The sequence below is a fragment of the Dyadobacter sp. HNCC25DJ187 genome, from assembly GCF_056895255.1.
The window spans coordinates 601919-626371 of record NZ_JBXHAT010000002.1 but is presented as its reverse complement, the minus strand read 5'-3'; the positions used below and the strand labels follow the sequence as shown (position 1 = coordinate 626371).

Genomic DNA, 24453 nt, shown 5'->3' with positions numbered 1-24453 from the left:
TATTCCTACCTTAACACAAACAAAATGGATAATGCAGATTCTATAAGCCGCAGGTCGTTCCTGCAAACGTTCGCTCTGGCTGCAGGAGCTCTGACGACTTCGTCAGCCTTCGCAGAAGAGCTGTTTAAAAAAGGGAACTTCAAGATTGGTTACTCTTCAATCACCTGGGGAGGGAAAGATTTGATAGCCATTGAAGAACTTTCATCGCTTGGTTATAAGGGCATTCAGTTGAGGGCCAACACCTTCGCGCCGTACCGTACAAAGGTTTCGGAGCTGAAAGATGCACTTATGAAAAATGACCTGAAGCTGGTCATGTTTTCCAGCGGCAATGTGGAAGTTGATCCGGCCAAACTCCAGAGTACGATTGATACACATGTAGCACATGCCAGTTTTGTAAAGGCCCTGGGAGGTAATGCGCTGCAGGTAACTAATAGTCTTCGGAAAAATGGCCAGGCACCTACAGCCGCAGAACTTAAAAAGCTGGCAGAAGTGATGAATGAGATTGGAAAACAAACGGCTGACCTGGGTGTGCAAACTGTTTACCACAACCACATGAACCAGTGGGGCGAAACACCGGAGGAAGTAGATACGATTGTGCAGGCGATGAATCCAAAATACGTCAAACTGCTGCTTGATATTGCGCATTACAAGCAAGGGGGAGGAGAACCGCACGAGGCAGTGGTACAATATAAGGACGTGCTGCATTCTCTGCATCTGAAGGATACCAAACCCGTTGAGTCCAAAAGCGGCTATAAGTTTGTAGAGCTCGGACAAGGACGAGTAGACGTGCCGGCTGTATTTACCGCTTTAAATAAAGTAAAGTTCAAAGGCTGGGCCGTAGTGGAGCTGGACGGTGTGCCCGATCCGGATAAATCGCCATTGGTTTGCGCCGAGATCAATAAAAAATATATCATTGAAACTTTGAAGTATCCGCTTGGTTAACTGTTAGATTCGACATAGATGTTTATTAAGAATCACACCCTTTCGGCAGATTCTGATTATCTGAAAGTTTTCCGATACCCCGGGTGAGATCCCGGGGTTATTCGTCTTTGGTCTCGCTGGGATCATTGTTGTGCGAATGTCCCTGAACGAGTGATCGTAACCTAAACAGCATGAGTATTTTTTTGATTTAGTCGGGTAGAGTATTCCCTACTTGTTACACGCTAACTGTAAAGCCTGGAGGGCTTTAATATGATTAACTCCGGGTGAAACCCGCAGCTGATCGGCACATAAAGTCAACAACCCTGTGAGGTTTGAATATCTTTAATTATTGTCAAATCAATATCCACCTACACATTTGCAATCTTTAATATAGAGGCTATCCGGAATGGAATAATCACATATGGGTCCGATTGGATTGTTGGTCGCGTATTCTCTTTTAAGCCTTTCCAGCTCAGCGAACTTATTGCCAAGTTTTACAGAATCTACATCTTTGATATTGTAGATATATGTCAATCCGCATGTACCAGGAGCAAGAATAGTGCTGAGGCGACAATCCTGTGCTTGCGTAGCACATTGTTTGGGTACAACCAAATTTTCAATATCAGATGTAACCCTGTTGATGGATGCAAGCATATCTGCCGCATTTTCTGATTTGTTACAAGCGACTATGGTGATTAATAAGAGAGGTATAAGCAGCAGCAGTATTACAGTCCATATTTTCATGACCATACAGTTAGATGTGAATCAGATAAGTGCTATCGGGACATTTGATTTTATAAATTGGTTGTAATCACATCATTTTTTTGATATTATTTTTCCTTTCTTAAATACCTTATGCAGTACTTTGTAAGGGTAGGCAAGCGTTATTTTCGTTTATAGTTATGTAGAACGGAAACTTGCACAAATACCAGGAAATATATTATTTATCAATAACCCCGCTTGCGTTTTCAAATGAAAAGATCAAAGATCTGCACCGTATTGCTGCTCACAATTTTAACTGTTTCAACAACCTACGCCCAAAAGTCGAAGGACGGATGGGAAAGCCTTTTCAATGGTAAGGATCTGACAGGCTGGAAACAGCTGAATGGTAAAGCTACTTATGAGGTCAAAGATGGTGCCATTGTAGGTACATCCGTGATGGAGACACCCAATTCATTTCTTACTACAGAGAAAGATTATGGAGATTTTATTTTCGAATGCGAACTGAAAGTTGATAATAAACTTAACTCAGGCATTCAGATCCGCAGCCTTTCGAAACCGGATTATATGAATGGTCGCGTGCATGGATACCAGGTGGAGATTGACCCGAGTGACCGCGCCTATTCAGGTGGAATCTATGACGAAGCACGCCGCGGCTGGTTGTATCCGCTCGACATCAACCCGGAAGGCAAAAAAGCTTTCAAGAAAGATCAGTGGAATAAATACCGTATTGAGGCGATTGGTAATACCATCCGTACTTTCGTAAACGATCTACCGGTAGCTTACCTGGTTGATGATGTTACGCCAAGCGGATTTATCTGTCTGCAGGTGCATTCTATCGGTAAAGACCAGAGCCGTCAGGGAACGCAGGTGAGCTGGAAGAACATACGTATCAAAACCACAAACCTGAAACCAAGCCCGGCAACCAATATCCGCATCGTGAACATGATCCCGAACTCGATCACGGATGCGGAGAAAAAAGAAGGCTGGAAGCAGCTCTATGATGGTAAAACGGTGGATCAGTGGAGAGCATATGGCGGTACAGACTTCCCTTCCAAAAGATGGAGCTACAATGACGGAACAATTACCATCGCAAAATCAGACGGTTCTGAAACAGGTAATGATATCATCACCAAACAACTGTATGGTCCTGCTTTCGAATTTCAATTTGAGTTTAAATTGACGGAAGGAGCGAACAGTGGTGTAAAGTACTTCGTGGATCAGAAATTCAATTCAGGAGGAAAATCAGGTATAGGTTGTGAATTCCAGGTGCTGGATGATGCAGTTCACCCTGATGCCAAAAAAGGTAAGGATGGCAACCGTACGATCGGATCGCTATACGATGTGATCACATCTCAAAAACCGGCCAACTCTATCAAGAAGATCGGAGAGTGGAACCAGGGACGTATCGTGGTCACCAAAGACGGTAAGGTTCAGCATTTTTTAAATAATTATAAGGTGGTTGAGTATGTTCGCGGATCTCAGGCTTTTAAAGACTTGGTAGCGGAATCGAAGTTCAAGGATTTTGACGGATTCGGTATGTCGGAGAAAGGTCATCTGCTATTGCAGGATCACGGCGACAATGTGTCCTTCCGCAGCCTGAAAATTAAAGAGACCAAATAATTGGTCATCATCAGTTCAATAACAGTATAACCAGCATAACCTTTTATATCAATCACAATGACAACCAGAAGGGATTTTATAAAAAGTGCAGCATTGGCATCTGCCGGAGTTGCCATCGGAACAAGCGCATTCAGTGCGTCAAGCTATCGTCGTATCCTGGGAGCCAATGACCGTGTACGTGTAGGAATTATTGGTTTCTCTGATCGTTTCCGCAGCTCACTGGCTCCTGCGTTCGCACAGCACTCCAAAGAACTGAACTTTGAATTTATGGGTGTTTCTGATCTTTGGAACAGACGCCGTGACGAAGCCGAGAAATTTATTACTGATAAAGGCTGGGCAGCCAGTCAGTTTGTAAAGGCACGTAACAATGAAGAATTGCTGGGTCGTAAAGATGTTGATGCTGTAATTATCAGCACAGCAGATTTTCAGCACGCTTTGCACTGTGCAGAGGCGGTAAAGTCGGGAAGAGATGTGTATGTTGAAAAACCTTTTGCTGAATCTCTGGAAGATGCAAGAGCTGTCATGAAAGCAGTGGATGCATCGAAACAAATTGTGCAGGTAGGATCGCAGCGCCGCAGTGCCCCTAACTACCATGCTGCTTACGACTATATCAAATCCGGAAAATTTGGCGATATCACCACCGTGGAAATGACATGGAACGTGAATCAGCCAGGTCGCTGGAGAAGAAAAGAACTTGTGGAACAGATCAGAGAGCAGGATACAGACTGGACACGCTTCCTGATGAACCGTCCTAAGGTAGCCTGGAACCCTCGTTTTTATCTTGAATACCGTTTGTTCTACCCTTATTCGTCCGGTATTCCCGGCCAATGGATGGCGCACCAGATCGATACCGTTCACTGGTTCTCGGGATTGGATGCACCACGTAACGTAGTGGCCAATGGAGGTGTTTATACCTGGAAAGACGGCCGAACCAATGCGGATACTTTCAGTGCCACATTTGAATACGGCCCGGCTGACGATAAATCGAAAGGCTTCCAGGTCATCTATTCTTCCCGTTTCAACAATGAAGCAGGTGGAGTGAAGGAATATTACTTCTCGAACGGAGGGATGATCAACCTGGATACCAACCAGATTACACCTGAAGGCGGATTGAAAGAAAAAGATGCAAAAGGAATGGGCATGAAAGCCAACCTGCTTGAAGCTTCCACTCTGAAATCATCCGGTAAAATTGAAACGGATGCAAATACCGGAGGTGATCCAATGACATCACTTCACATGCGGAACTGGATGGAATGTATCCGCAGCCGTAAGGAAACAAATGCTCCTGCGCGTGTAGGATTCAACCACTCCGTGGCAAATATCATGGCAACGCAGGCTTTGCATACCGGCAAACGTGTAAGCTGGGATCCGAAGAAAAAAGATATCGTGCTTAGCTAATTAGCACTGAATAATAATATAGAACGCAGAGTCAATGCTATTTGCCTGAAACAAAGCACTGCATAGCTCTGCGTTTTTTTGATGATCAATGTTTATTTTAAAACTGTAATCCGGTGAATTTATTCAATACGAAAGTGGCTTTGGCTACCTTATCACTTGCAGCAATGACTAGCCTTGCACAGGCACAAAAGGTAGATCTGGTCAATAACGAAAAGGAAAAAAAGGTGGAGGTTTCTGTGGATGGTAAGCCTTTCACTGCTTACTACTATCCAGGTGAGGATGTTTTGAAAAAGGCAGTGCTGTATCCTGTGATGACGGGTAAGGGTACTGTCATCACCCGTGGCTGGCCGATGGATCCACGGGCTAATGAACGGGTAGATCATCCGCATCATGTGGGAGTCTGGCTTAATTATGAGGATGTTAACGGAAATGATTACTGGAACAATTCTGACGCAGTGAATCACGAAAAACGTGCATACGGAACGATTAAGCACACAGGTATTACTTCCATGAAAAGTGGTAAAAACAAAGGTGAGCTTATTGTAACTGCCGACTGGGTAGATAAAGACGGAAAGCTGACATTGAAGGAAGTAACCACGTATACATTCAGTGGTAAAGGGGATATGCGTGTGATTGATCGCAGTACGAAACTCACGGCAGTGAATGGAGATGTTGCTATGCCCGATATCAAGGATGGTATGTACGCAATACGTGTAGCCCGCGAGCTGGAAATTCCATCCAACAAGCCTGAAATTTTTACGGATGCAGCTGGTATTGCTACCAAAGTACCTGTAATGAATAATCAGGGAATTACCGGAAACTACCGCAACAGCAATGGTGTCGAGGGAGAAGCCGTTTGGGGTAAGCGGGCAATCTGGTGTAATCTTACTGGTAAAATCAAAGATGAAGACATCTCAGTGGCCATTATAGATCATCCTAAAAATGTAGGTTATCCTGCATACTGGCACGCAAGAGGTTATGGGCTGTTTGCTGTAAACCCGTTAGGGCAAAAGCAGTTGAGCAATGGAAAGGACGTGCTTGATTTCAAGATTAAAAATGGTGAATCCACAACATTCCGTTACAGGATGGTGATTGCTTCGGAGCACCTGAAGGATGCTGCTCTGAATACTATCGCGGCTGAATATGCGAAAGTGAAGTAATTTTTGAGTGATAATAAGTTGAAAAGCCACGGAATCGTCCGTGGTTTTTTGCATTTGTATACAGAGCGATATCACTACTTGTTGCAGTAAAATCCGTGAAAATCTGTGCCATTAAAAATAGTAGTTTATTTCACTTCTGAAACTATTTTTGCAGCCCCCAAGTGTATTGCGTAAATTCAATAAAATCAGGAAGAGTTATTATTTCAATGGGAAAGCGGCTGGTGTGTTTTTGTGGTTGGTTCATTTGCATTTGGCTGCAGATACATGTGGCTATGGCCCAAACGAATGACTACCAATTTGCCCGATACGGTACCGAAAGAGGCCTTTCCCACAATCAGGTCAATTGTTTTTTGAAAGACAGGCAAGGATTCGTTTGGATTGGCACAGCCGATGGTCTGAATCGTTTTGATGGTTATTCGTTCAAGATCTTCAAACATGATCCTGCTGATTCCACGACCATTGACGATCATTACATTAACGATCTGTTCGAAGACCCGCAGGGTTATATCTGGATCAGTACGCATAAAGGATACAGGATCTATGATCCTGCTACAGAGCGCATCAGTTCCAATGCAGGCCATGCAGCAAAACGGTTGGGATTGCCCGATGCTAATTTCAGCAGGGTGATCAGGACCGCATCCGGAGACTACTGGATCAATCATAACAGATTGGGACTGCTCCGGTATTCTCCGGCTACAAAGGTGCTGATCCATGTGAAATTCAGACCCAGGGAAGAGCTGCAGACAGGAGCCGTAATTTCTGATTTTAATGAAGATGCAAAAGGGAATCTTTGGGTGGTTTACAGCAATGGTTATCTGGCCAAAATCAATGGGAAAACATTCCAGGCCGACTACCGCAGCAATTTGCTCAGCCGCCGCACCATCGGTAATTCTGTTAACCACCGTGTATTTGTAGATCAGGACGGGGAGCCATGGGTGTACATAGTGAAGGCAGTAAGAGGTATCTTCTATTTTGATGTAAAAAATAACCGTTTGATAGAGGGAAGTACCTCGTCGGCGAATATCCGGCTGACCAATAATATCGTGAGCGCTGTGATCTCAGGACCTGATGGCCGGATTTGGGTAGGTACCGATCATGGCGGGATAAATATCATTGAGAAAAAATCGCTTCAGGTTTCAGTGCTGAGCTACAATCCTAATGATCCGAAAACAATTAGCCAGAACAGTGTGATGACCTTGTATAGGGACTCGTCTGGTATGATATGGGCAGGAACGTTTAAAAAGGGTTTTTGCAATTACCACCGTAACCTGTTCAAGTTCACCAATATCAGGCATTTATCTTCTGTTCCCGGCAGTCTGCCATTTGATGATGTGAGTGTTTTTGTTGAAGATAAAAAGGGCAATATATGGGTGGGATCAAATGGAGGTGGCCTTATTTATTTTGACAGGACCAACAACACTTTCAGGCAATATCGTAACATTCCGGGGAATGCTGCCAGTCTGAGCAATAATGTAATCGTGAGTCTGTTTATGGATTCGTCAGGAATACTATGGATCGGAACGTATTTCGGCGGTTTGAACAGCTTTGACGGCAAAACTTTTAAGCGCTATCAGCATGATCCTGCGGACCCGACAAGTCTTATCGATGACAGGGTATGGGAGATTTACGAAGATTCTCAACACAGGCTCTGGGTCGGTACGCTCGGTGACGGACTTGAGCTTTTTGACAGAGGGAAAAATGTATTTGTACACTTCAGGCCCAATGCCCCCAATTCGATCAACTCTGATTACATCGCTGCCATGATGGAAGATAAGGATGGGGATCTGTGGATTGGTACGGCAGCCGGGATTGATGTGCTGATGCGAGAAACAGGGAAATTTGTACATTACGGGCATCGAAATGGCGATCCTACCAGCCTGAGCAACGACGGCGTAACAGCTATCACGCAGGACGGATTGGGTAATATATGGGTCGGGACGGTTCAGGGGCTCAATTTGTTTGACAAGAAAACCGGCCGCTTCAAAGTGTACGACATGCGGGATGGCCTACCGGATAATTCTATCGTATCTGTTGTCATTGATGCAAAGGAAAATCTTTGGCTGGGCACTCCCAAGGGACTGGTAAACATAAACATCAGCAAGCGTAGCGGAGCGGTTCCGGAAGCGATCAAGGTACGTATATACAACGAGGTCGATGGCCTGCAGGGGAGAAGTTTTAATGAGAATGCAGCATTGCGGTTGCACACCGGTGAACTTGTGTTTGGCGGAGCCAGCGGGTTTACGGTATTTTCACCCCAGAGCGTAGACGATGACGTAGTGCATGAAGGTGTGATGTTGACCGATTTTCAGATCTTTAACAAAAGTGTGAAACCGGGCGAGCAACTTGATGGTAATCTGATTCTTGCCAGATCAATCGCACAAACGACCGAAGTAGAGCTGAAACACAGTCAAAACGTATTTACGATTGAGTTTGCCGCACTGAATTTTCTCCATGCCGATAAGAATCATTATTTGTATACACTTGAAGGCTTCAATGATCAGTGGTTTGAAGCGGATAATAACACCAGAAAAGTCACCTATACCAACCTGGATCCGGGAGAATACACATTCCGGGTGAAGATGCAGAACGGTAATCAGGCCACGCAAGAGCGGGAACTGAAAATCCATATACTACCTCCTTTCTGGAAAACGCCGCTCGCATATATGCTTTACGCACTGGCTATAGCTGTGGCACTGGCCATCGCCAGATGGATCCTTCTGGAACGGGAAAGAATGAGTTTCCGATTGGTACAGGAGCGTCGTGAAGCCCAGCAGCTACATGAACTGGATCTGATGAAAATTAAGTTTTTCACCAATGTAAGCCATGAATTCCGTACGCCGCTCACATTGATGCTTACACCGCTGGAAGGTTTACTGAAAACGATGCAGGCCAACACAGAAGTGAAAGTTCAGCTATCACTTGTTCATCGAAATGCCACCCGGCTTCTGAACCTAGTCACCCAACTGCTGGACTTCAAGAAAATGGAAGTTGAGGATACAGCCTATAATCCTGAAAGAGGGGATATTGTCCAGTTTGTCAGGGAGATTACACACACTTTTTCTGACTTATCTGAACGAAAGCACATTGCCTATTCATTTCGATCCGACACTGAATCGCTTTATACTATGTTTGATCCCGAGAAGATGTCCAGGATCATGTATAACCTTTTGTCTAATGCATTTAAATTCACACCCGAGCAGGGAAGGGTAGTCGTGACGCTTGCCACGGTCGATCACGAAACTGGAAAACAGCTGGAAATACGCGTGGCAGATTCAGGGATAGGCATTCCGGAAGCAGATCAACCCAAAGTTTTTGAGCGCTTTTTTCAGCATCAGTTGCCAAGCCACGTGGTGAATCAGGGAAGTGGAATAGGGCTTTCGATCACCAAGGAGTTTGTGAAGTTGCATGCCGGCACGATCACGGTTGAAAGCAAAGAAGGTATGGGTAGCACATTTATGATCAGTCTGCCCTTGGAACCATCGGATATAACCGAAGGGGCGCTAAGCAGCATTGCAGATGAGCAGTTTGTAACGAATCCGGAAATTATAGAAGAACCGGAAAATGGGGTCAATGCAGCCAAACCTGTGCTGCTTATTGTAGAAGATAATGATGAGTTCCGTGACTATATGCGGGAAACACTAGGTAAAGATTACCAGGTGTATGAAGCTCCCAATGGCAAAGTCGGGCATAAAATGACGCTGGATTTGATTCCTGATCTGATCGTCAGTGATGTTATGATGCCTGAAATGGATGGCATGGAGCTTTGCCGGTTGATTAAAACCGATAGCCGTATTTCTCATATCCCGGTTATACTTTTAACAGCCAGAGCTGAGGATGAGCAGCAACTGCAGGGATATGAAACAGGGGCGGATGCTTATGTTACAAAACCATTCCGAATGGATATCCTGTTGGTACGGATCAAAAATCTGATTCACAGAAGAGAACGGGTCCAAAAGCAGTTTCAGCAACATGTGAAAATACAGCCTAGTGAAATTCAAATCCGTTCGGTAGATGAGCAGTTTATTGCAAAAGCTGTGAAAGTGGTCGAGGCCAATTTAAGTAATGCTGATTTCACCGTTGAGGAGTTGAGTTCTGAAATGGCTATGAGCCGCATGTATCTTTACAAAAAGCTGCTTTCACTGACAGGTAAAACACCGGTTGAATTTATCCGTATTATCCGGATGAGAAGAGCTGCCTCTCTGCTGGAAAAAAGTCAGCTAACTGTATCCGAGATTGCCTACCAGGTAGGCTTTAATAACCCCAAGTATTTTGCCAGGCTTTTCCGGGAGGAATTCAAGGTGCTGCCCACAGAGTACCGGAAAAGAGAACCGAATGAGCAATAATGGTTACATATGTTATATTGGAATAATACAACATTTATGTCATTAAGTAACACCTGCGTTTCAACCTGCAAAATCCACACTTCTTTACCCTTAAATCAATAGGAAGTACTCAAAACATGAATAAAAGCAGAAAATACACGCATTTTCTGCCATTAGTTTACATCTGATTCCCTATTTGTAAACATTTGATACCCCTGCAGTCACAGTTAATGAGTCACATTTGTCCAAGAATAAATACGATTTATACTAAAAACCCTTTGAGTGGGTGCTCAATATTGGAATTGTATAATCGTGTTTATTCCTAACTGACATATTTTTAAAAACCACAACAACATGCAAAAAAACATGTACTTAAATCAACAGGTAAAAACAGACCTGTTAACCATGATGAAGTTGCTTTGGATTCCCTTTCTGGTACTCGCTCTGGCCTTGCCACAAAGCGGTGCACTGGCACAGGATTCCAGAAGAACAGTAACCGGTTCTGTCGTATCAGATGCGGATGACAGCGGGATTCCAGGGGCGAGTGTAGTAGTGAAGGGAACATCCAATGGTACTACCACCAATACACAGGGATTCTTTACATTGGATGTAGCACCAGGCAGTACATTGGTGTTTTCTTTCATTGGATATGAGTCCACCGAAATAAACGTCGGAAACAAAACAAAAATCGACATCAAGCTCAAAGAAAGCATAGCCAATCTTACAGAGGTGGTTGTAGTAGGGTACGGTGAAATGAAAAAGACCGATGTATCCAGCTCACAGGTAACTGTGTCAGGTAAGGATCTGAGCAAAACGATCAATACTTCGCTTGAACAAGGGTTGCAGGGACGTGCTGCGAACGTAATGGTACAGCAGAACTCAGGGCAGCCAGGTGCGGCTCCTTCTGTATTGATCCGCGGTCTGAGCTCTCTTACAGGAACAACACAGCCTTTATATGTCATCGATGGTGTGCAGATCAAACCTGACAACATGCGGGATGACCCCAATAACCGTCCTACAGGTTTCTCGAACATTCTTTCGAGTATCAACCCGGACGATATTGAAACGATTAACGTATTGCAGGGACCATCTGCAACGGCCATCTACGGAGCGGTGGGAGCCAACGGTGTGGTGATGATTACTACAAAACGCGGTAAAGCAGGTGAAACTAAAATCACTTTCAACTCCCTGTTAACATTGCAGTCAGAGCCACGGCATATTGATGTGATGAACCTGAGAGAATACGCGCAGTTCAGAAATGAGGCGGAAGCAGTGGGAGGCACGGCGACAGATCCTCAGTTTGCTGATCCGTCTGTATTGGGAGAAGGAACAAACTGGCAGGCAGCACTGTACCGTCCTACAACGCTACAGAAGTATTCACTGGGTTTGAGTGGTGGTACCGAGAAAACAACGTACTATCTGTCGGGAGAATATTTCAACCAGAAAGGAATTGTAGAAGGATCAGGTTTCAAACGCTATAATGGACGTTTGAATTTGGAGAATCAGACACGCAGCTGGTTGAAAATCGGTGCGAACATGAGCGTAGGTATTACAGAGGAAAAGGTGAATACCAACAACGGAGGTATTATCCAGTTGGCTTTGGATCAGAATCCAAGCATACCGGTAACGAATCCCGATGGAAGCTGGGGAGGTCCTACCTCTACGCAGTTCCAGTTTACAAACCCTGTGATGATCTCCAAGATCTACAATGATTACAACCGCAGAACATCTATTCTTGGAAGTTTGTTTGCTGATGTAAAACTGACTAAAAACCTAACCTGGCACACAGAAGCGAACGGAAGCTCTGAGTTTCTGAAATACTATTCTTTCCATCCTTCCTATACCATCGGTGGATTTGTAGTATCGCAGGATGCAGCCACATCGACAAGATCTGTCAATACCAACAACTGGTGGAGCTTTCATACACGTCTTACCTATGATTTGAAACTCAACAAGCATGCAGCCAACATCATGGCGGGTCATGAGGCGCAGGAATTCACTTATGAGTCACTGACCGCTTCAAGAAAGAAGTTTATCACCAATACAATTGAAGAGCTTTCGGGTGGAGATGGATCTGTGATATCGAATGTAAGCAATAACAGTGGTAAGGGAGCAGGATCACGTGAATCGTATTTTGCACGTGTTAACTATAGCTTCAACGAGCGTTACTTCCTTCAGGGAACCTATCGTATGGATGGTTCATCTGCTTTCCGTCAGGGACGCCGCTGGGGTAATTTCCCGGCTGTATCTGCAGCATGGCGTGTATCAGAAGAAAATTTCATGAAGGGCGTTAATCAGATCAACGATCTTAAATTGAGATTTGAAATCGGCCGCTCGGGAAACCAGGGTAGTGGTGGTAATGCGATCTTCTCTACACTGCAATCTGTACCGACAGGATGGGGAACAGGATTTCTGGCTTCCAATTTTGCCAATGAATTCCTTACATGGGAAAAAGATGACGTAATCAATGCAGGTATGGATCTGCATATGTTCGGAAACCGCGTGGAATTGATCGTGGATGCTTACATTAAGAACATTACAAGTTTGATTACGATCAATTCATACCCATTCACTTATGGTGGTGATATTGCTTACTCTCCTGGTTATCTGAGCTGGCCGGCTGTAAATGCAGGTTCAATGAAAAACAGAGGTATCGGGTTTACATTGAATACAGTCAACATCGACAAAGGAGGTTTCTACTGGAAAACGGGTCTGAACTTATCATTTGACCGCAACAAGGTAACTTCTTTGCTTAACCCGATCACCCCGGTATGGAACGCCACTTCGGTAGGCTTCAGAACTGAGGTAGGTCAGCCTGCAAGTATGATCACCGGATACATAGCTGACGGTCTTTTCCAGAATGCGGAAGACATCACAGGTCATGCGATCCAGACATCCAACAATGAGCTGACAATCAATCCTGCAACAGGTACATGGGTGGGTGATACCAAATTCCGTGATCTGAACGGTGATGGTGTAATTGACGCAGAGGACCGTACCGTCATTGGTAATCCATGGCCGAAATTCACACTGGGTCTGAACAACAACGTGAGTTACAGAAACTTTGAGCTGAATGCATTCCTGACAGGTAGTTTTAAAAATGATATCCTGAATTACCCGCGTTACCGTGCCGAAGTACCGGGCAATGGTGGTGTTTTTGGAAACCAATGGTCATCGGTAGCGAATTATGCGCGTCCGAGCAGCTACGAGCCTGGAGATGCAGAATCAGTTACGCTGACAAATCCAGGATATAACATCCCGCGTATTGCTCCGGGTGATCCTAATGGTAACAACCGTATGAACACCAATTTCATCGAAGATGGAAGCTACGTACGTCTTAAAAACATCACGATCAGCTATAACTTCCCAAAAACAATTCTGAAGGATTTCTTCATCAAAGGATTGAAAGCATCTGTTGGAGCTCAGAACTTGTTTACCATCACCAAATACAAAGGATATGATCCTGAGATCGGAATGGTCAATTATGGCGGTACTGTGATGGCAGGAATCGATACTGGTCGTTATCCTTCTGTACGTATGTATTCTTTTGGTCTGCTGGCTGACTTCTAAGCCGCAAAAACAAGCTGATATAACATCAAATTATAATAATATTCTGTATGCAATTCAAATTAAAACTCATAGCGGCGATTGGAGCTTTAGGGCTTATGCAGGGATGCAGCGAGGACTTTCTGGACCGTCCGCCACTGGATGCGCTTACTTCCGGTAACTTCTACAAAACCAATGATGAGATTATGGCCGGAACTGCTCCGCTGTATAACATCGTTTGGTTCGACTTCAATGACAAAGCCAATATGGCATTTCAGGAAGCACGTGCAGGTAACCTGAATTCCAATGACCGTACAGCGTATGTGAAGCACGCCATTGCTTCCACGGATGTTGGTACACTACTGCCCGGGTACAAGTCGTTTTACAAGATCATTGCACAAAGCAACAATGCTTACAAGGCGATCAAAGAAGCAACAGGGAGCACAGCTTCGGCGGCAGTAAAGGGACAAGGATTGGGTGAATGCCGTTTTATGCGTGCCACTGCTTACTACTACCTGGTAACCAACTGGGGAGCTGTTCCGATTGTGTATGATAACGTGGCGCAGATCAACGAGCCGCCTACACGTAACAAGATTGAAGATATCTGGAAGCTGCTTATTCAGGATTATCGTTTTGCCGCTGAAAATCTGCCTGCGACTGCGGTTCAGGGGCGACTGACAAAATACTCCGCAGAGGGAATGCTGGCCCGTATGTATCTGATGCGTGCTGGTTTGAATCAGAACGGAACACGTGTACAATCGGATTTGGACAGTGCGAAATATTATGCAGAAAGTGTGATCACCAAGAGCGGACTTTCACTGGCTCCGACATATGCTGAGCTGTTTGAAAGTGCTAATCACAACAGCACTAAAAACAATCCTGAAAGCTTGTTCTCTCTGCAGTGGATGCCGATCAGTAACCCTTGGGGTATCAACAACTCTTTCCAGGCTTATTTTGCATATGATGCGAATATCACAGGAACAGGCGACGGATGGGGCGCTGCACAAGGTGTTTCGGCTGATCTTGTCAAATATTTCACTGAAAATCCTGCAGATTCATTACGCAGAAAGGCAATCGGGATGTTTGATGGAGATGTGTATCCTACTATCAACAAAGCCAATGGCGGTTTGCGTTATGCCAGACCGGAGCAGCTTGCAGCAATTAAGAAATACATTGTGGGCTCACCTGCAGATAACGGAGGCTTGGGTGGCTTTATGTCCGCGAATATCAATTCCTATATGCTACGTCTGGCAGAGGTTTATTTGATTTATGCTGATGCAGTACTTGGAAATGCCGCGACTACCTCTGATGCAAAGGCCCTGGAATATTTCAATGCAGTACGTAAAAGAGCGGGCATGCCGAATAAGACGTCACTGACTTTCGAAGACATTTTCAAAGAAAGAAGGATAGAAACAGTATTTGAAGGTAATTCATGGAACGAGGTAGTTCGCTGGTATTATTTTGCACCTGCAAAAGCGATCGCTTACACGGCTGCGCAGCGTAAGGAGAACTATACAATGTCTTATGTGCCAGGAACCACTAATCCAAGAAGATATACTGTAACTTATTCACCTGCTGAATATTATCCTTTGTCAGCCAACACACTGTATCTGCCCTTCCCTGAAGCGGAAATCATCAATGCACCTTCTTTGAAAAATGAGCCGGTTGCCTTCGATTTCAGCAAATTAAAAGACTAACCTCTAATTCGAAACGACATGAATTTTAAGAATATATTAAAAACAGGTCTTGGTTTAATGGCTGCAGCTGGTATGCTGCTCAGCTTCCAGAGCTGCGAAAATGATGATATGGACGGCGCACCTGTGATTTCTAATGTGCGCCTGCTTGATCCTGCAACAGCCGATAGCTCTATTACAGCAGCTGAGCCGGGAAGTCTGATCGTGATCCAGGGACAGAATCTGGCCAGTGTGCTGAAGGTGTATTTCAATGATGTTGAAGCCACTTTTAATTCTGCTTTGGGCAGCAACTCCAATATCGTAATCGCCATTCCGGCAGATGCCCCGACAAAAGCGGTTGACGCAAATGTGTCAAGTAAAATCAGGGTACAGACCAAAGGCGGAGAAGCCATTTATGATTTTGTGCTTTCTGCTCCAAAACCAGTAATATCCGGATTGTATTCAGAATTTGTGAAAGCTAACGGAACTGTGATCATCAACGGAGATTACTTCTATAATATCAAATCGGTGAAAGTCGGAGCTACCTCTTTACAGGTATTGACCAGTAATGTGAAGCAAATCACAGCACGTATGCCAGCTACCGCCATCGTGGATGTACTTACGGTTGAAGGTGAATTCGGAACGGTGAAAACCAGTTATAAACTGAATGATGTGGTGACAGGCAATATGATTAATTTCGATGTTCCTGCTACAAGCTGGGGTGCAGATGTTTGTTATGGTGGCGCTCCGGTTATTGCAGCTACAGATGCCGGCGCGATTTCAGGAAAGTATTCCCGTATAAAGGATACCAAGCTTCCTGCTACGGGATACAACGACGGATGGATTTTTGCTACCTGCGGATTTGATTTTAAACTGCCTGTGGGTGCGGCAGCCAACAACCAGTTCAAGTTTGAGCACAACATTGCAGAGCCTTGGAAAGCAGGTAAATATGATATTACAATTACTGCTGGAGGTAGCGATTACATGTATTCGTATCAGCCATGGAATACAACGCAGTATGCTGCTACGGGCTATCAGACCACTGGTTGGAGCACAGCAGTGATTGAGTTAAGCGAATTCAAAAATGCAGCTGGAAATACCATTCTTGATATTTCGAAAATTACAGATCTTAAGGTTCTGTTCAACACACCGGATGTAGTGATCGCATCGTTCAACGGCAGCGTTGATAACTTCCGTATTGTAAAGAAATAAAACGGATCATCCTGCCTTCCCGATCCTGGGGGGGCAGGTTTACCTCACCTGAGTATGCCTGATATCATTAGATCTGCGACAGATTTTATCTTCGCAACAGTAGCGCTATGCTTATTTCAGGGAGTTCTGCTTGCGCAAACTGCTGTCGAAATTGATGCAGATGCTGAAGTCAAAAAGATCTCTCCTTACTTGTATGGCAGAAATAATTCTTTTTCATCTACCAATCCTAACTGGACATTGCCCGACGAAGATCTGACAAGACTGCGTGATGCAGGTGTTACGTTATTCAGAGAAAGTGGTGGCAATAATTCTTCAAAGTACAACTGGAGAAAAAAGCTAAGCAGCCATCCCGACTGGTACAATAACGTGTATACCAACAACTGGGATCAATCGGCGCAAACTTTGCAAAAGAATTTTCCCAATGCGCAGGGCATGTGGGCCTTTCCTTTACTGGGTTATGCAGCTAAAACTGCCACTGCCAATTTCGCTGACTGGGAGTACAACCGCTCGCAATGGTGGGAAGGGGTAAATCAGAACCTGGCAGGTAACGGCGTACCCAATACAACGGGTACAAAGGCAAAACAAGAAGGCAACACAAGTCTCTATCTGGAAGAATGGAATGCAGATTCTTCGGTGGCTATTTTGGATCATTGGTTTGGCGAAAAGGGTATCGGCCTGAAAAAAGAAGGGATCAGGTACTGGAACATGGACAATGAACCGGAAATATGGTCAGGCACCCACGATGATGTGATGCCAAAACAGATTTCAGCTCAGGAATTTATGAAGCGATACATTACCCTGGCCAAGAAAGCAAGAGCTAAAGATCCCGAAATTAAACTTGTAGGGCCTGTTACAGCCAATGAATGGCAATGGTATAACTGGGATGGTAAAACGGTAAATGAAAACGGGAAAAATTACCCCTGGCTGGAGTACTTCATCAAAGCAGTTGCTGATGAGCAGCAGAAAAGTGGAATAAGACTACTTGATGTACTCGATATTCATTTTTATCCTGCTTCCAAAAAACCGGAGGAGATTGCACAGATGCACCGGGTCTACTTTGACAAAACTTATAATTTCCCCGAGGCGAACGGGGTGAAAACCATCAACGGAGGCTATGATAACAGTATAACGAGAGAATATATTTTCGCGCGTTGCAATGATTGGCTTACGCAGTATATGGGTAGTGGACATGGCGTAACACTAGGTGTTACAGAAACCGGAATTGACGATAGTATAGCACCCTCCGTGACTGCAGTCTGGTATGCCTCTACGCTAGGTGAATTCATGAAAAATGGGGTGGAAATCTTTACACCCTGGACCTGGAAAACAGGAATGTGGGAAGTGCTTCATTTGATGAGCCGCTATAACCAGAGTACATCTGTAAGAGGCAGTTCGTCTAATGAAAGCATGGTGTCTGTGTATCCGAGTATGAATGTTTCAAAGGACTCTATGACTGTTGTACTGATCAATCGTTCTGTAGATAAATCAGAACCGGTTACTGTAAGTTTTAAAAACTTTAATCCCTTACGGGGTAAAACCAATATTCTAACCCTCTCTGCGCTTCCGGCCACAGAAACTTTTAGGTCACATACCCAGAACGCATTGAAGCAATCTGAATATACCATTGCCGGCAATACAATAGGTATTACGCTACCGGCGATGTCGGTTACTGCCCTCCGGCTACAAAGTGGCGGACAAATTCTGGGCGCTGAAAATGTCAGTGATTCTGAAATAAAAGTTTTTCCGAATCCTACCTGGGACAGCTTAACAGTGAAATGGAGAAACCGTCCGTTCGATAAAATTTCAATTCTTGATAAAAACGGAAATGAAATAGTCACTAGACCACTGCAAAAAGCGCAGCGGGAAATCTTGCTGACACCTCACCTGCAAGCAGGCACTTATCTGATCAAGCTCACTTCGAAAAACGGTGAATCATCGGTCAGGAAAATTATCGCCCAGTGACCACAAGGGCTTTCATTGCTGAATTATTTTATGATGTACAAATATATATTTTCTACCCGTAGGCTTGTATTGCCTTTAATGCTTGCTGCGATCTGTTTCTCAGCAAATGGACAGCATAGCAAGCTGATCAATGAATCATTAGATATTAGTGGCGACTTCCGGGATTTTTCCAACACTATTTTTTTCGCGGATAGCCTGGCTTCATTTAATCCGCAATCGGGAGAGGGGCATATCAAATGGAAAAGGCACGAAGCTTTCTCTGCGCATAATTTTGATAATTCGATGCTGAGCTATAAGCGTTCTTTCAGCAACGAGTTCCCCGCAATCGAATATGCACAGGATCCTGTTCTTCCTTTTTTAATCGAATTTACTTCTCCGAGAACCATCCGCATCCGCGCCAATACAAGCACACAGCAGTCATCCCGCGAAGCATCCCTGATGCTGGTAGGGGAGCCGGCAAAGGATCAATCCTGGAAGTACAAAGCAGTTAGTGGTGGGCACCAGTATACGGGAACTTATGGTTCGGTAACCATATATGAAAATCCCTGGAAAATTATTGTAAGGGATACACAAGGAAAGATACTGACTCAAACACGAAGTAATCAGGATGGGAGAGCTTCTTATACACCTACGCTGCCTTTTTCGTTTGTACGGCGGGCTTCGGATTATTCGCGCAGTATAGCGGCGGTATTTTCTATGTCGCCGGATGAAAAAATATTTGGCTGTGGTGAGTCTTTTACGCAGTTAGATAAAAATGGCCAAAAGATCGTGCTGTGGACACATGATCCGAACGGAGTGGAAACGCAGACGATGTACAAGCCTATTCCATTTTATCTGAGTTCCCGCGGCTATGGTATGTTTATGCATACAACATCGCCCATCACATGTGATTTTGGTGCTACATATGGTGAATCCAATGCCATGCAGATAGGGGATGAAGACCTGGATCTTTTCTTGTTTCTGGGAGAACCCAAAGACATTCTCGATGCATACACAGATCTGACTGGCAAGGCACCAATGCCACCACTTTGGTCATTCGGGTTATGGATGAGCCGCATTACTTATTTTTCTGAGCAGGATGGACGCGATGTAGCCGAAAAGCTCCGCAAGAACCGTATCCCGTCAGATGTAATCCATTTTGATACCGGCTGGTTTGAAACGGATTGGCGCTGCGATTACCGGTTTGCTCCAAGTCGTTTTCAGGATCCTCAAAAAATGATTTCAGACCTGAGAAAACAAGGATTCAGAACTTCTCTTTGGCAGCTACCGTATTTTGTGCCCAAAAATGAGCTTTATCCTGAGATCGTTGCTAAGGGACTGGCAGTGAAAAATGCGAAAGGGACCCTTCCTTATGAGGACGCAATACTTGACTTTTCAAATCAGAATACGATCAAATGGTATGAGGATAAAATTGCAGGACTGTTAAAATTGGGTGTAGCGGCTATCAAAGTTGATTTCGGTGAAGCAGCTCCGCTATCTGGTGTGTATGTGTCAGGAAGAACCGGTTTTTATGAACATAATCTATACCCGCTCAGATACAACAAAATAGTCTCGGAACTGACAAAAAAGCTAAATGGCGAGAACATCATCTGGGCCCGAAGTACCTGGGCAGGAAGTCAGCGTTATCCGATTCATTGGGGTGGAGATGCTGAAACAACCAATAAGGGAATGCAGGCTCAGCTTAGAGGTGGCCTTTCATTGGGAATGTCAGGATTTACTTTCTGGAGTCATGATATCGGAGGATTTACGATGAAAACACCGGAAGATTTGTACCGCCGCTGGCTGCCCATGGGATTGCTCAGCTCCCATACACGTACGCACGGCCAGGCGCCGAAAGAGCCTTGGGAGTATGGAGAAGCATTCCAGAATTATTTCAGAAAAGCTGTTGAAATGAAGTATAAACTGATGCCTTATATTTTTACCCAATCCAAGCTGGCATCAGAGATGGGCTTGCCGATGGTGCGCGCTTTGCTGGTAGAATTTCCCCATGATCCGGGTGCATGGCTGGTAGATAATCAGTATATGTTTGGTTCTGATTTGCTGGTTGCGCCACTTTTTGAGAACGGGAAAACACGCCAGGTATATCTTCCAAAAGGGCAATGGGTAGATTACCAGACCCGCAAAGTATACAAGGGCGGCTGGCACCATATCGAAACAGGTGAGCTTGATGTGGTAATGATGGTACGGGAAGGTGCTGTATTGCCACATGTAAAAGTGGCTCAGTCAACGGGAGATATTGACTGGAATCATATTGAATTACAGAGCTTTGCTAATACACCGGAAAAGGCAGTTTTAAAACTTTACTTACCGGATCAGCAGGAGGTAAAAGAAGTGTCATTGATTAAGAAAGGTGGCAAACTGGCAGTGAGCAAGGATCCTTTTGCCGGAAAAATCAAATGGAGCTTTCGATAAAGATTATTTTTTAGTACCGGCCGAATGCCAGTTGAGAACGTGGTAAGTCGCAGGTGTCTCGCCCACGTTTTTAATACCATGTAGCTGGTTAGATGCCTGAAAAATAACTGCGCCGGGGCCTGCAGGTTTGATCTGTCCGTTTACAAGTGCTTCGAGATTGCCTTCTTTGATGATGATAATCTCTTCATTCACATGACGGTGCGGGGCATGCGAGGATTCACCGGGGTTGAGCGTAGTTACGTGGCATTCCAGTTCTTCAAGAGTAGCAGTTTTCGAGCGGAAGAAAGATTTGACAGAACCGGTCTTGGTATTTTTAGACGGAACATCATCCCAGTTAAAGATAGCCGAATCCATCATGCTGTCCTGAGAACTTAGAGCCATAGTCGAAAAAGTAAGACACATCGAGCCAATAGCAATGCACAGATCACGTTTGGTAATCATTATCATGCGTTAAATGTTTGTTTTATAATAAATTAAAGATTGAAATGATTGGAATATACTGTGAGCATGCAAGGTAAATTGATCTGTTATGTCCCGCATAATGCGACGAGATATGTAAATTGCAACTTACCTATATTTGAATCTGAAGGTCATGAGCGAAAAGTATATTGCATTTTTGAGGGGAATTAATGTGAGTGGTAAAAATATGATCAAAATGCCGTTACTATCTGTGGCTTTAATGGAAGCAGGCTTTAGTGACGTACAAACCTATCTGCAAAGTGGTAATTTAATTTTTACAAGTGATTTGGAGCGGCAGCAGGAAATTGCAGCACTGATACAGGAAACAATTAAGAAAGATTTTGATCTGGATGTGCCGGTGCTGGTTTTAACTGGCAAGCAGCTGAAAGATGCGAAGGACAATAATCCTTTCTCTGAGCAAGACCAAACCAAACTGCATATTACGTTTCTGGAAAAAAAACCGGATATAGCACTGGTGAATAGTATAAACAAAGAAAAGTATCTGCCAGATGAATTTCTGGTGGAGTCAGAAATAATCTATCTGTATTGCCCGACGGGATATGGAAAGACGAAACTGACCAATAATTTTTTTGAAAATAAGCTGAAACAGACTGCAATCACACGGAACTGGAATACGGTTTGTAAACTCGCGGAGCTGACCGTAGCTATATAAACTTTGTGCCGATGAACCATGATTAGGGTTCAAAGCAGGTATTTTGATGAAAAAAATGAAAAGACCATGACGGAAGATAACTCCAGAAGAAAATTTTTACATCAGGCGGGCATCGCAACATTGGCCTCTGTCTCTCCACTCGGAGCCGAACCCGAAAGAACCAAAGAGCTATTCATTCACCATGTTTTCTTTTATCTCAAAGATAAGAACAACGCACGGGATGAAGCGAAGCTTGTCGAAGGGCTTAAAAAACTTTCAAAAGTACCCACAATCCAATTTGCACATATAGGCATTCCGGCTGCTACCAGCAGAGATGTGATTGTGAAAGATTATGCTATCTCCTGGATGTGCTTCTTTAAAAATTTCATTGAAGAGGAGATTTACCAGACACATCCTATTCATCTGGAATTCATTGAAAATTATGCTCATTTATGGGAGCGGGTGGTCATATATGATTCACTGGGGCCCAAGAAAATAAGCTAAACTATCAGGATTTTTTATTCAATAAATCACCAAAGTGGATTTTGGTGGACGGGGTTTTATATACTCTTATTTTTATCTTTTTATAGATATTTTTTTATATTAAAATTTTGATTATCAAATAGTTAATAATATTCGTAAATTCCTGAACCATGAAATATAGATGGCTGATATCTGCTTTTTTTACAACGCTGGGTGTAAATGGCCTTGCTCAAAAGTCCGAGCAAATTAGATTAAATCAGGTTGGTTTCAGTCCCGGGGCTGAAAAAATTGCCGTGGTAACGACTACAGATCAACGTGTATTTACCATTAGTGATCTCAAGACAAAAAAGGTGGTGTTAAAAGGTGAATTAGGCGAACTCAGAAAAAGTCAGCATTCAGGTAAAAGTACCAGAGTTGCTGATTTTTCAGCAGTGACAAAACCCGGCAAATACCTTCTGCAACTGGCTGATAAAAAACAGAACGCGGTCTTTGAAGTAAAAGCAGATGTATATAAAGAAATTGCGGTAGCTTCTTTGAAAGGATTTTATTTTCAGCGGGCATCTACTGCTTTGCCTGAAAAGTACGCAGGCCAGTGGCAAAGGCCGGCAGCTCATGCAGACGACCGCATTTTAATACACGCATCAGCTGTATCTGCGGATAGGCCGGAGAATTTCGTAATCAAATCTCCCGGTGGCTGGTATGATGCCGGGGACTATAATAAATATATCGTTAATTCAGGGATTACAATGGGTACGCTACTTTCATTGTATGAGGATCATCCTGAATATTTTGAGCACCTGAACACCGGTATTCCTGAAAGTAATGACGCTGTTCCGGATCTGCTGGATGAAGTACTTTATAACCTTCGATGGATGCTTACCATGCAGGATCCAGCCGATGGAGGTGTATACCACAAATTGACCAATGCCAGGTTCGATGGTATTGTAATGCCGATAGCCTGCGATAAACCGCGGTATGTGGTACAGAAAAGTACAGCTGCGACTCTGGATTTCGTGGCGGTGATGGCGCAGTCGGCCAGGATCTTTAAAAATTTCGAGGCTCAGTTGCCAGGACTGGCTGATTCCTGCATCACAGCAGCCGTGCAGGGCTGGAAATGGGCAAAGGCAAATCCTGCACTTTTGTATGAGCAGGATGAAATGAATAAAAAATTCAACCCGGGGATTCAAACAGGAGCTTATGGAGACCGTAATGTTACAGATGAATGGATTTGGGCCGCAGCCGAAATGTATGCACTCACAGGTAAAGCTGATTACCTACAGGGTGTTAATTTTCAATTGGATAAGCCACTGAGCTTACCGGGGTGGAATCAGGTGAAAACGTTAGGTTATTATACGATCCTGAGAACGCAGGAAAAATCGAAGCGGACAGAAGCATTATTATCTGGTATCAAAAAATCGGTATTGACCTACGCCAATGACTTGATTGCAAATATGGATAAGCAGCCATATCATACAGTAATGGGAAAAAAAGCTACTGACTATGCTTGGGGTAGTAGTTCTGTAGCAGCTAACCAGGGAATTGCACTGCTGTATGCCTATCGTATATCCAAAGAAGTAAAATTTATAAAAGCGGCCCAGGGCAATTTCGACTACCTGTTGGGAAGAAATGCCACAGATTATTGTTTTTTGACCGGCGTTGGAATGAAGCGGGTAATGCATCCTCATCACCGGCTTTCAATGGCCGATGGAATAGTGGATCCGCTTCCGGGACTGCTTTCAGGAGGACCTAACCCAGGGCAACAGGACAAATGCACCACTTATCCTAATCAATTCGCAGATGAATCCTTCACAGATCATGACTGTTCCTATGCTTCCAATGAAATTGCGATTAACTGGAACGCGCCATTGGTGTATCTGGCTGCTGCCCTGGATGCCCTAAGCATGAGATAA

At 44.2% G+C, this 24453-nt stretch carries 15 protein-coding genes; 13 read left to right on the top strand and 2 right to left on the bottom strand.

The window, feature by feature from the left end; translation table 11 throughout:
- Positions 1-24 precede the first annotated feature (24 nt).
- Entirely contained in the window at positions 25-942 is a 918-nt protein-coding gene (locus tag AC1XUE_RS13625; RefSeq protein ID WP_483356526.1) for a sugar phosphate isomerase/epimerase family protein, read from the top strand.
- A 336-nt stretch (positions 943-1278) separates the two neighbouring features.
- On the opposite strand, the gene AC1XUE_RS13620 is transcribed toward AC1XUE_RS13625, so the two are convergent.
- Positions 1279-1665, bottom strand: coding sequence for a hypothetical protein (locus AC1XUE_RS13620; protein ID WP_483356525.1), 387 nt, complete (start codon positions 1663-1665; stop codon positions 1279-1281).
- Positions 1666-1893: 228 nt separating this feature from the next.
- Here AC1XUE_RS13620 and AC1XUE_RS13615 point away from each other — a divergent pair, with 228 nt between their 5' ends.
- The 9 genes from AC1XUE_RS13615 to AC1XUE_RS13575 all read left to right on the top strand — a co-directional run bounded on the left by AC1XUE_RS13615 (position 1894) and on the right by AC1XUE_RS13575 (position 20949).
- Complete coding sequence (locus tag AC1XUE_RS13615) at positions 1894-3264, top strand: 3-keto-disaccharide hydrolase (RefSeq protein ID WP_483356524.1); 1371 nt, start codon at positions 1894-1896, stop codon at positions 3262-3264.
- 57 nt (positions 3265-3321) lie between these two features.
- Positions 3322-4662, top strand: coding sequence for a Gfo/Idh/MocA family protein (locus AC1XUE_RS13610; RefSeq protein ID WP_483356523.1), 1341 nt, complete (start codon positions 3322-3324; stop codon positions 4660-4662).
- A 164-nt stretch (positions 4663-4826) separates the two neighbouring features.
- Positions 4827-5822, top strand: coding sequence for a DUF6807 domain-containing protein (locus AC1XUE_RS13605; protein ID WP_483357994.1), 996 nt, complete (start codon positions 4827-4829; stop codon positions 5820-5822).
- 272 nt (positions 5823-6094) lie between these two features.
- A complete protein-coding gene (locus AC1XUE_RS13600; RefSeq protein WP_483356522.1) occupies positions 6095-10165 on the top strand; it encodes a hybrid sensor histidine kinase/response regulator transcription factor in 4071 nt (1356 codons plus the stop codon).
- A gap of 345 nt (positions 10166-10510) precedes the next feature.
- Complete coding sequence (locus tag AC1XUE_RS13595; RefSeq protein WP_483356521.1) at positions 10511-13714, top strand: SusC/RagA family TonB-linked outer membrane protein; 3204 nt, start codon at positions 10511-10513, stop codon at positions 13712-13714.
- Between the two features lie 47 nt (positions 13715-13761).
- Complete coding sequence (locus tag AC1XUE_RS13590; RefSeq protein WP_483356520.1) at positions 13762-15387, top strand: RagB/SusD family nutrient uptake outer membrane protein; 1626 nt, start codon at positions 13762-13764, stop codon at positions 15385-15387.
- Between the two features lie 18 nt (positions 15388-15405).
- Positions 15406-16575 carry a glycan-binding surface protein gene (locus AC1XUE_RS13585; protein WP_483356519.1) on the top strand — a complete coding sequence of 390 codons (1170 nt, stop codon included), beginning with the start codon at positions 15406-15408 and terminating at the stop codon, positions 16573-16575.
- Between the two features lie 54 nt (positions 16576-16629).
- Positions 16630-18537, top strand: a complete 1908-nt coding sequence (locus tag AC1XUE_RS13580) for a glycoside hydrolase family 44 protein (RefSeq protein ID WP_483356518.1) — start codon at positions 16630-16632, stop codon at positions 18535-18537.
- 30 nt (positions 18538-18567) lie between these two features.
- A complete protein-coding gene (locus AC1XUE_RS13575) occupies positions 18568-20949 on the top strand; it encodes a glycoside hydrolase family 31 protein (protein WP_483356517.1) in 2382 nt (793 codons plus the stop codon).
- 3 nt (positions 20950-20952) lie between these two features.
- Here the strand turns inward: AC1XUE_RS13575 and AC1XUE_RS13570 are convergent, their stop codons facing one another.
- Positions 20953-21390, bottom strand: coding sequence for a cupin domain-containing protein (locus tag AC1XUE_RS13570; protein WP_483356516.1), 438 nt, complete (start codon positions 21388-21390; stop codon positions 20953-20955).
- Between the two features lie 151 nt (positions 21391-21541).
- Between AC1XUE_RS13570 and AC1XUE_RS13565 the strand changes: the two genes are divergently transcribed.
- The 3 genes from AC1XUE_RS13565 to AC1XUE_RS13555 all read left to right on the top strand — a co-directional run bounded on the left by AC1XUE_RS13565 (position 21542) and on the right by AC1XUE_RS13555 (position 24453).
- Positions 21542-22081, top strand: coding sequence for a DUF1697 domain-containing protein (locus AC1XUE_RS13565; RefSeq protein ID WP_483356515.1), 540 nt, complete (start codon positions 21542-21544; stop codon positions 22079-22081).
- An 18-nt stretch (positions 22082-22099) separates the two neighbouring features.
- Positions 22100-22564: a Dabb family protein gene (locus tag AC1XUE_RS13560; protein WP_483356514.1), complete on the top strand. Its 465-nt coding sequence runs from the start codon at positions 22100-22102 to the stop codon at positions 22562-22564.
- Positions 22565-22713: 149 nt separating this feature from the next.
- A complete protein-coding gene (locus tag AC1XUE_RS13555) occupies positions 22714-24453 on the top strand; it encodes a glycoside hydrolase family 9 protein (protein WP_483356513.1) in 1740 nt (579 codons plus the stop codon).

Coding starts and splice junctions, on each gene's coding strand:
- AC1XUE_RS13625 (WP_483356526.1), top strand. CDS start 25: ATGGATAATGCAGATTCTATAAGCCGCAGGTCGTTCCTGCAAACGTTC.
- AC1XUE_RS13620 (WP_483356525.1), bottom strand. CDS start 1,665: ATGAAAATATGGACTGTAATACTGCTGCTGCTTATACCTCTCTTATTA.
- AC1XUE_RS13615 (WP_483356524.1), top strand. CDS start 1,894: ATGAAAAGATCAAAGATCTGCACCGTATTGCTGCTCACAATTTTAACT.
- AC1XUE_RS13610 (WP_483356523.1), top strand. CDS start 3,322: ATGACAACCAGAAGGGATTTTATAAAAAGTGCAGCATTGGCATCTGCC.
- AC1XUE_RS13605 (WP_483357994.1), top strand. CDS start 4,827: ATGACTAGCCTTGCACAGGCACAAAAGGTAGATCTGGTCAATAACGAA.
- AC1XUE_RS13600 (WP_483356522.1), top strand. CDS start 6,095: ATGGCCCAAACGAATGACTACCAATTTGCCCGATACGGTACCGAAAGA.
- AC1XUE_RS13595 (WP_483356521.1), top strand. CDS start 10,511: ATGTACTTAAATCAACAGGTAAAAACAGACCTGTTAACCATGATGAAG.
- AC1XUE_RS13590 (WP_483356520.1), top strand. CDS start 13,762: ATGCAATTCAAATTAAAACTCATAGCGGCGATTGGAGCTTTAGGGCTT.
- AC1XUE_RS13585 (WP_483356519.1), top strand. CDS start 15,406: ATGAATTTTAAGAATATATTAAAAACAGGTCTTGGTTTAATGGCTGCA.
- AC1XUE_RS13580 (WP_483356518.1), top strand. CDS start 16,630: ATGCCTGATATCATTAGATCTGCGACAGATTTTATCTTCGCAACAGTA.
- AC1XUE_RS13575 (WP_483356517.1), top strand. CDS start 18,568: ATGATGTACAAATATATATTTTCTACCCGTAGGCTTGTATTGCCTTTA.
- AC1XUE_RS13570 (WP_483356516.1), bottom strand. CDS start 21,390: ATGATTACCAAACGTGATCTGTGCATTGCTATTGGCTCGATGTGTCTT.
- AC1XUE_RS13565 (WP_483356515.1), top strand. CDS start 21,542: ATGAGCGAAAAGTATATTGCATTTTTGAGGGGAATTAATGTGAGTGGT.
- AC1XUE_RS13560 (WP_483356514.1), top strand. CDS start 22,100: ATGATTAGGGTTCAAAGCAGGTATTTTGATGAAAAAAATGAAAAGACC.
- AC1XUE_RS13555 (WP_483356513.1), top strand. CDS start 22,714: ATGAAATATAGATGGCTGATATCTGCTTTTTTTACAACGCTGGGTGTA.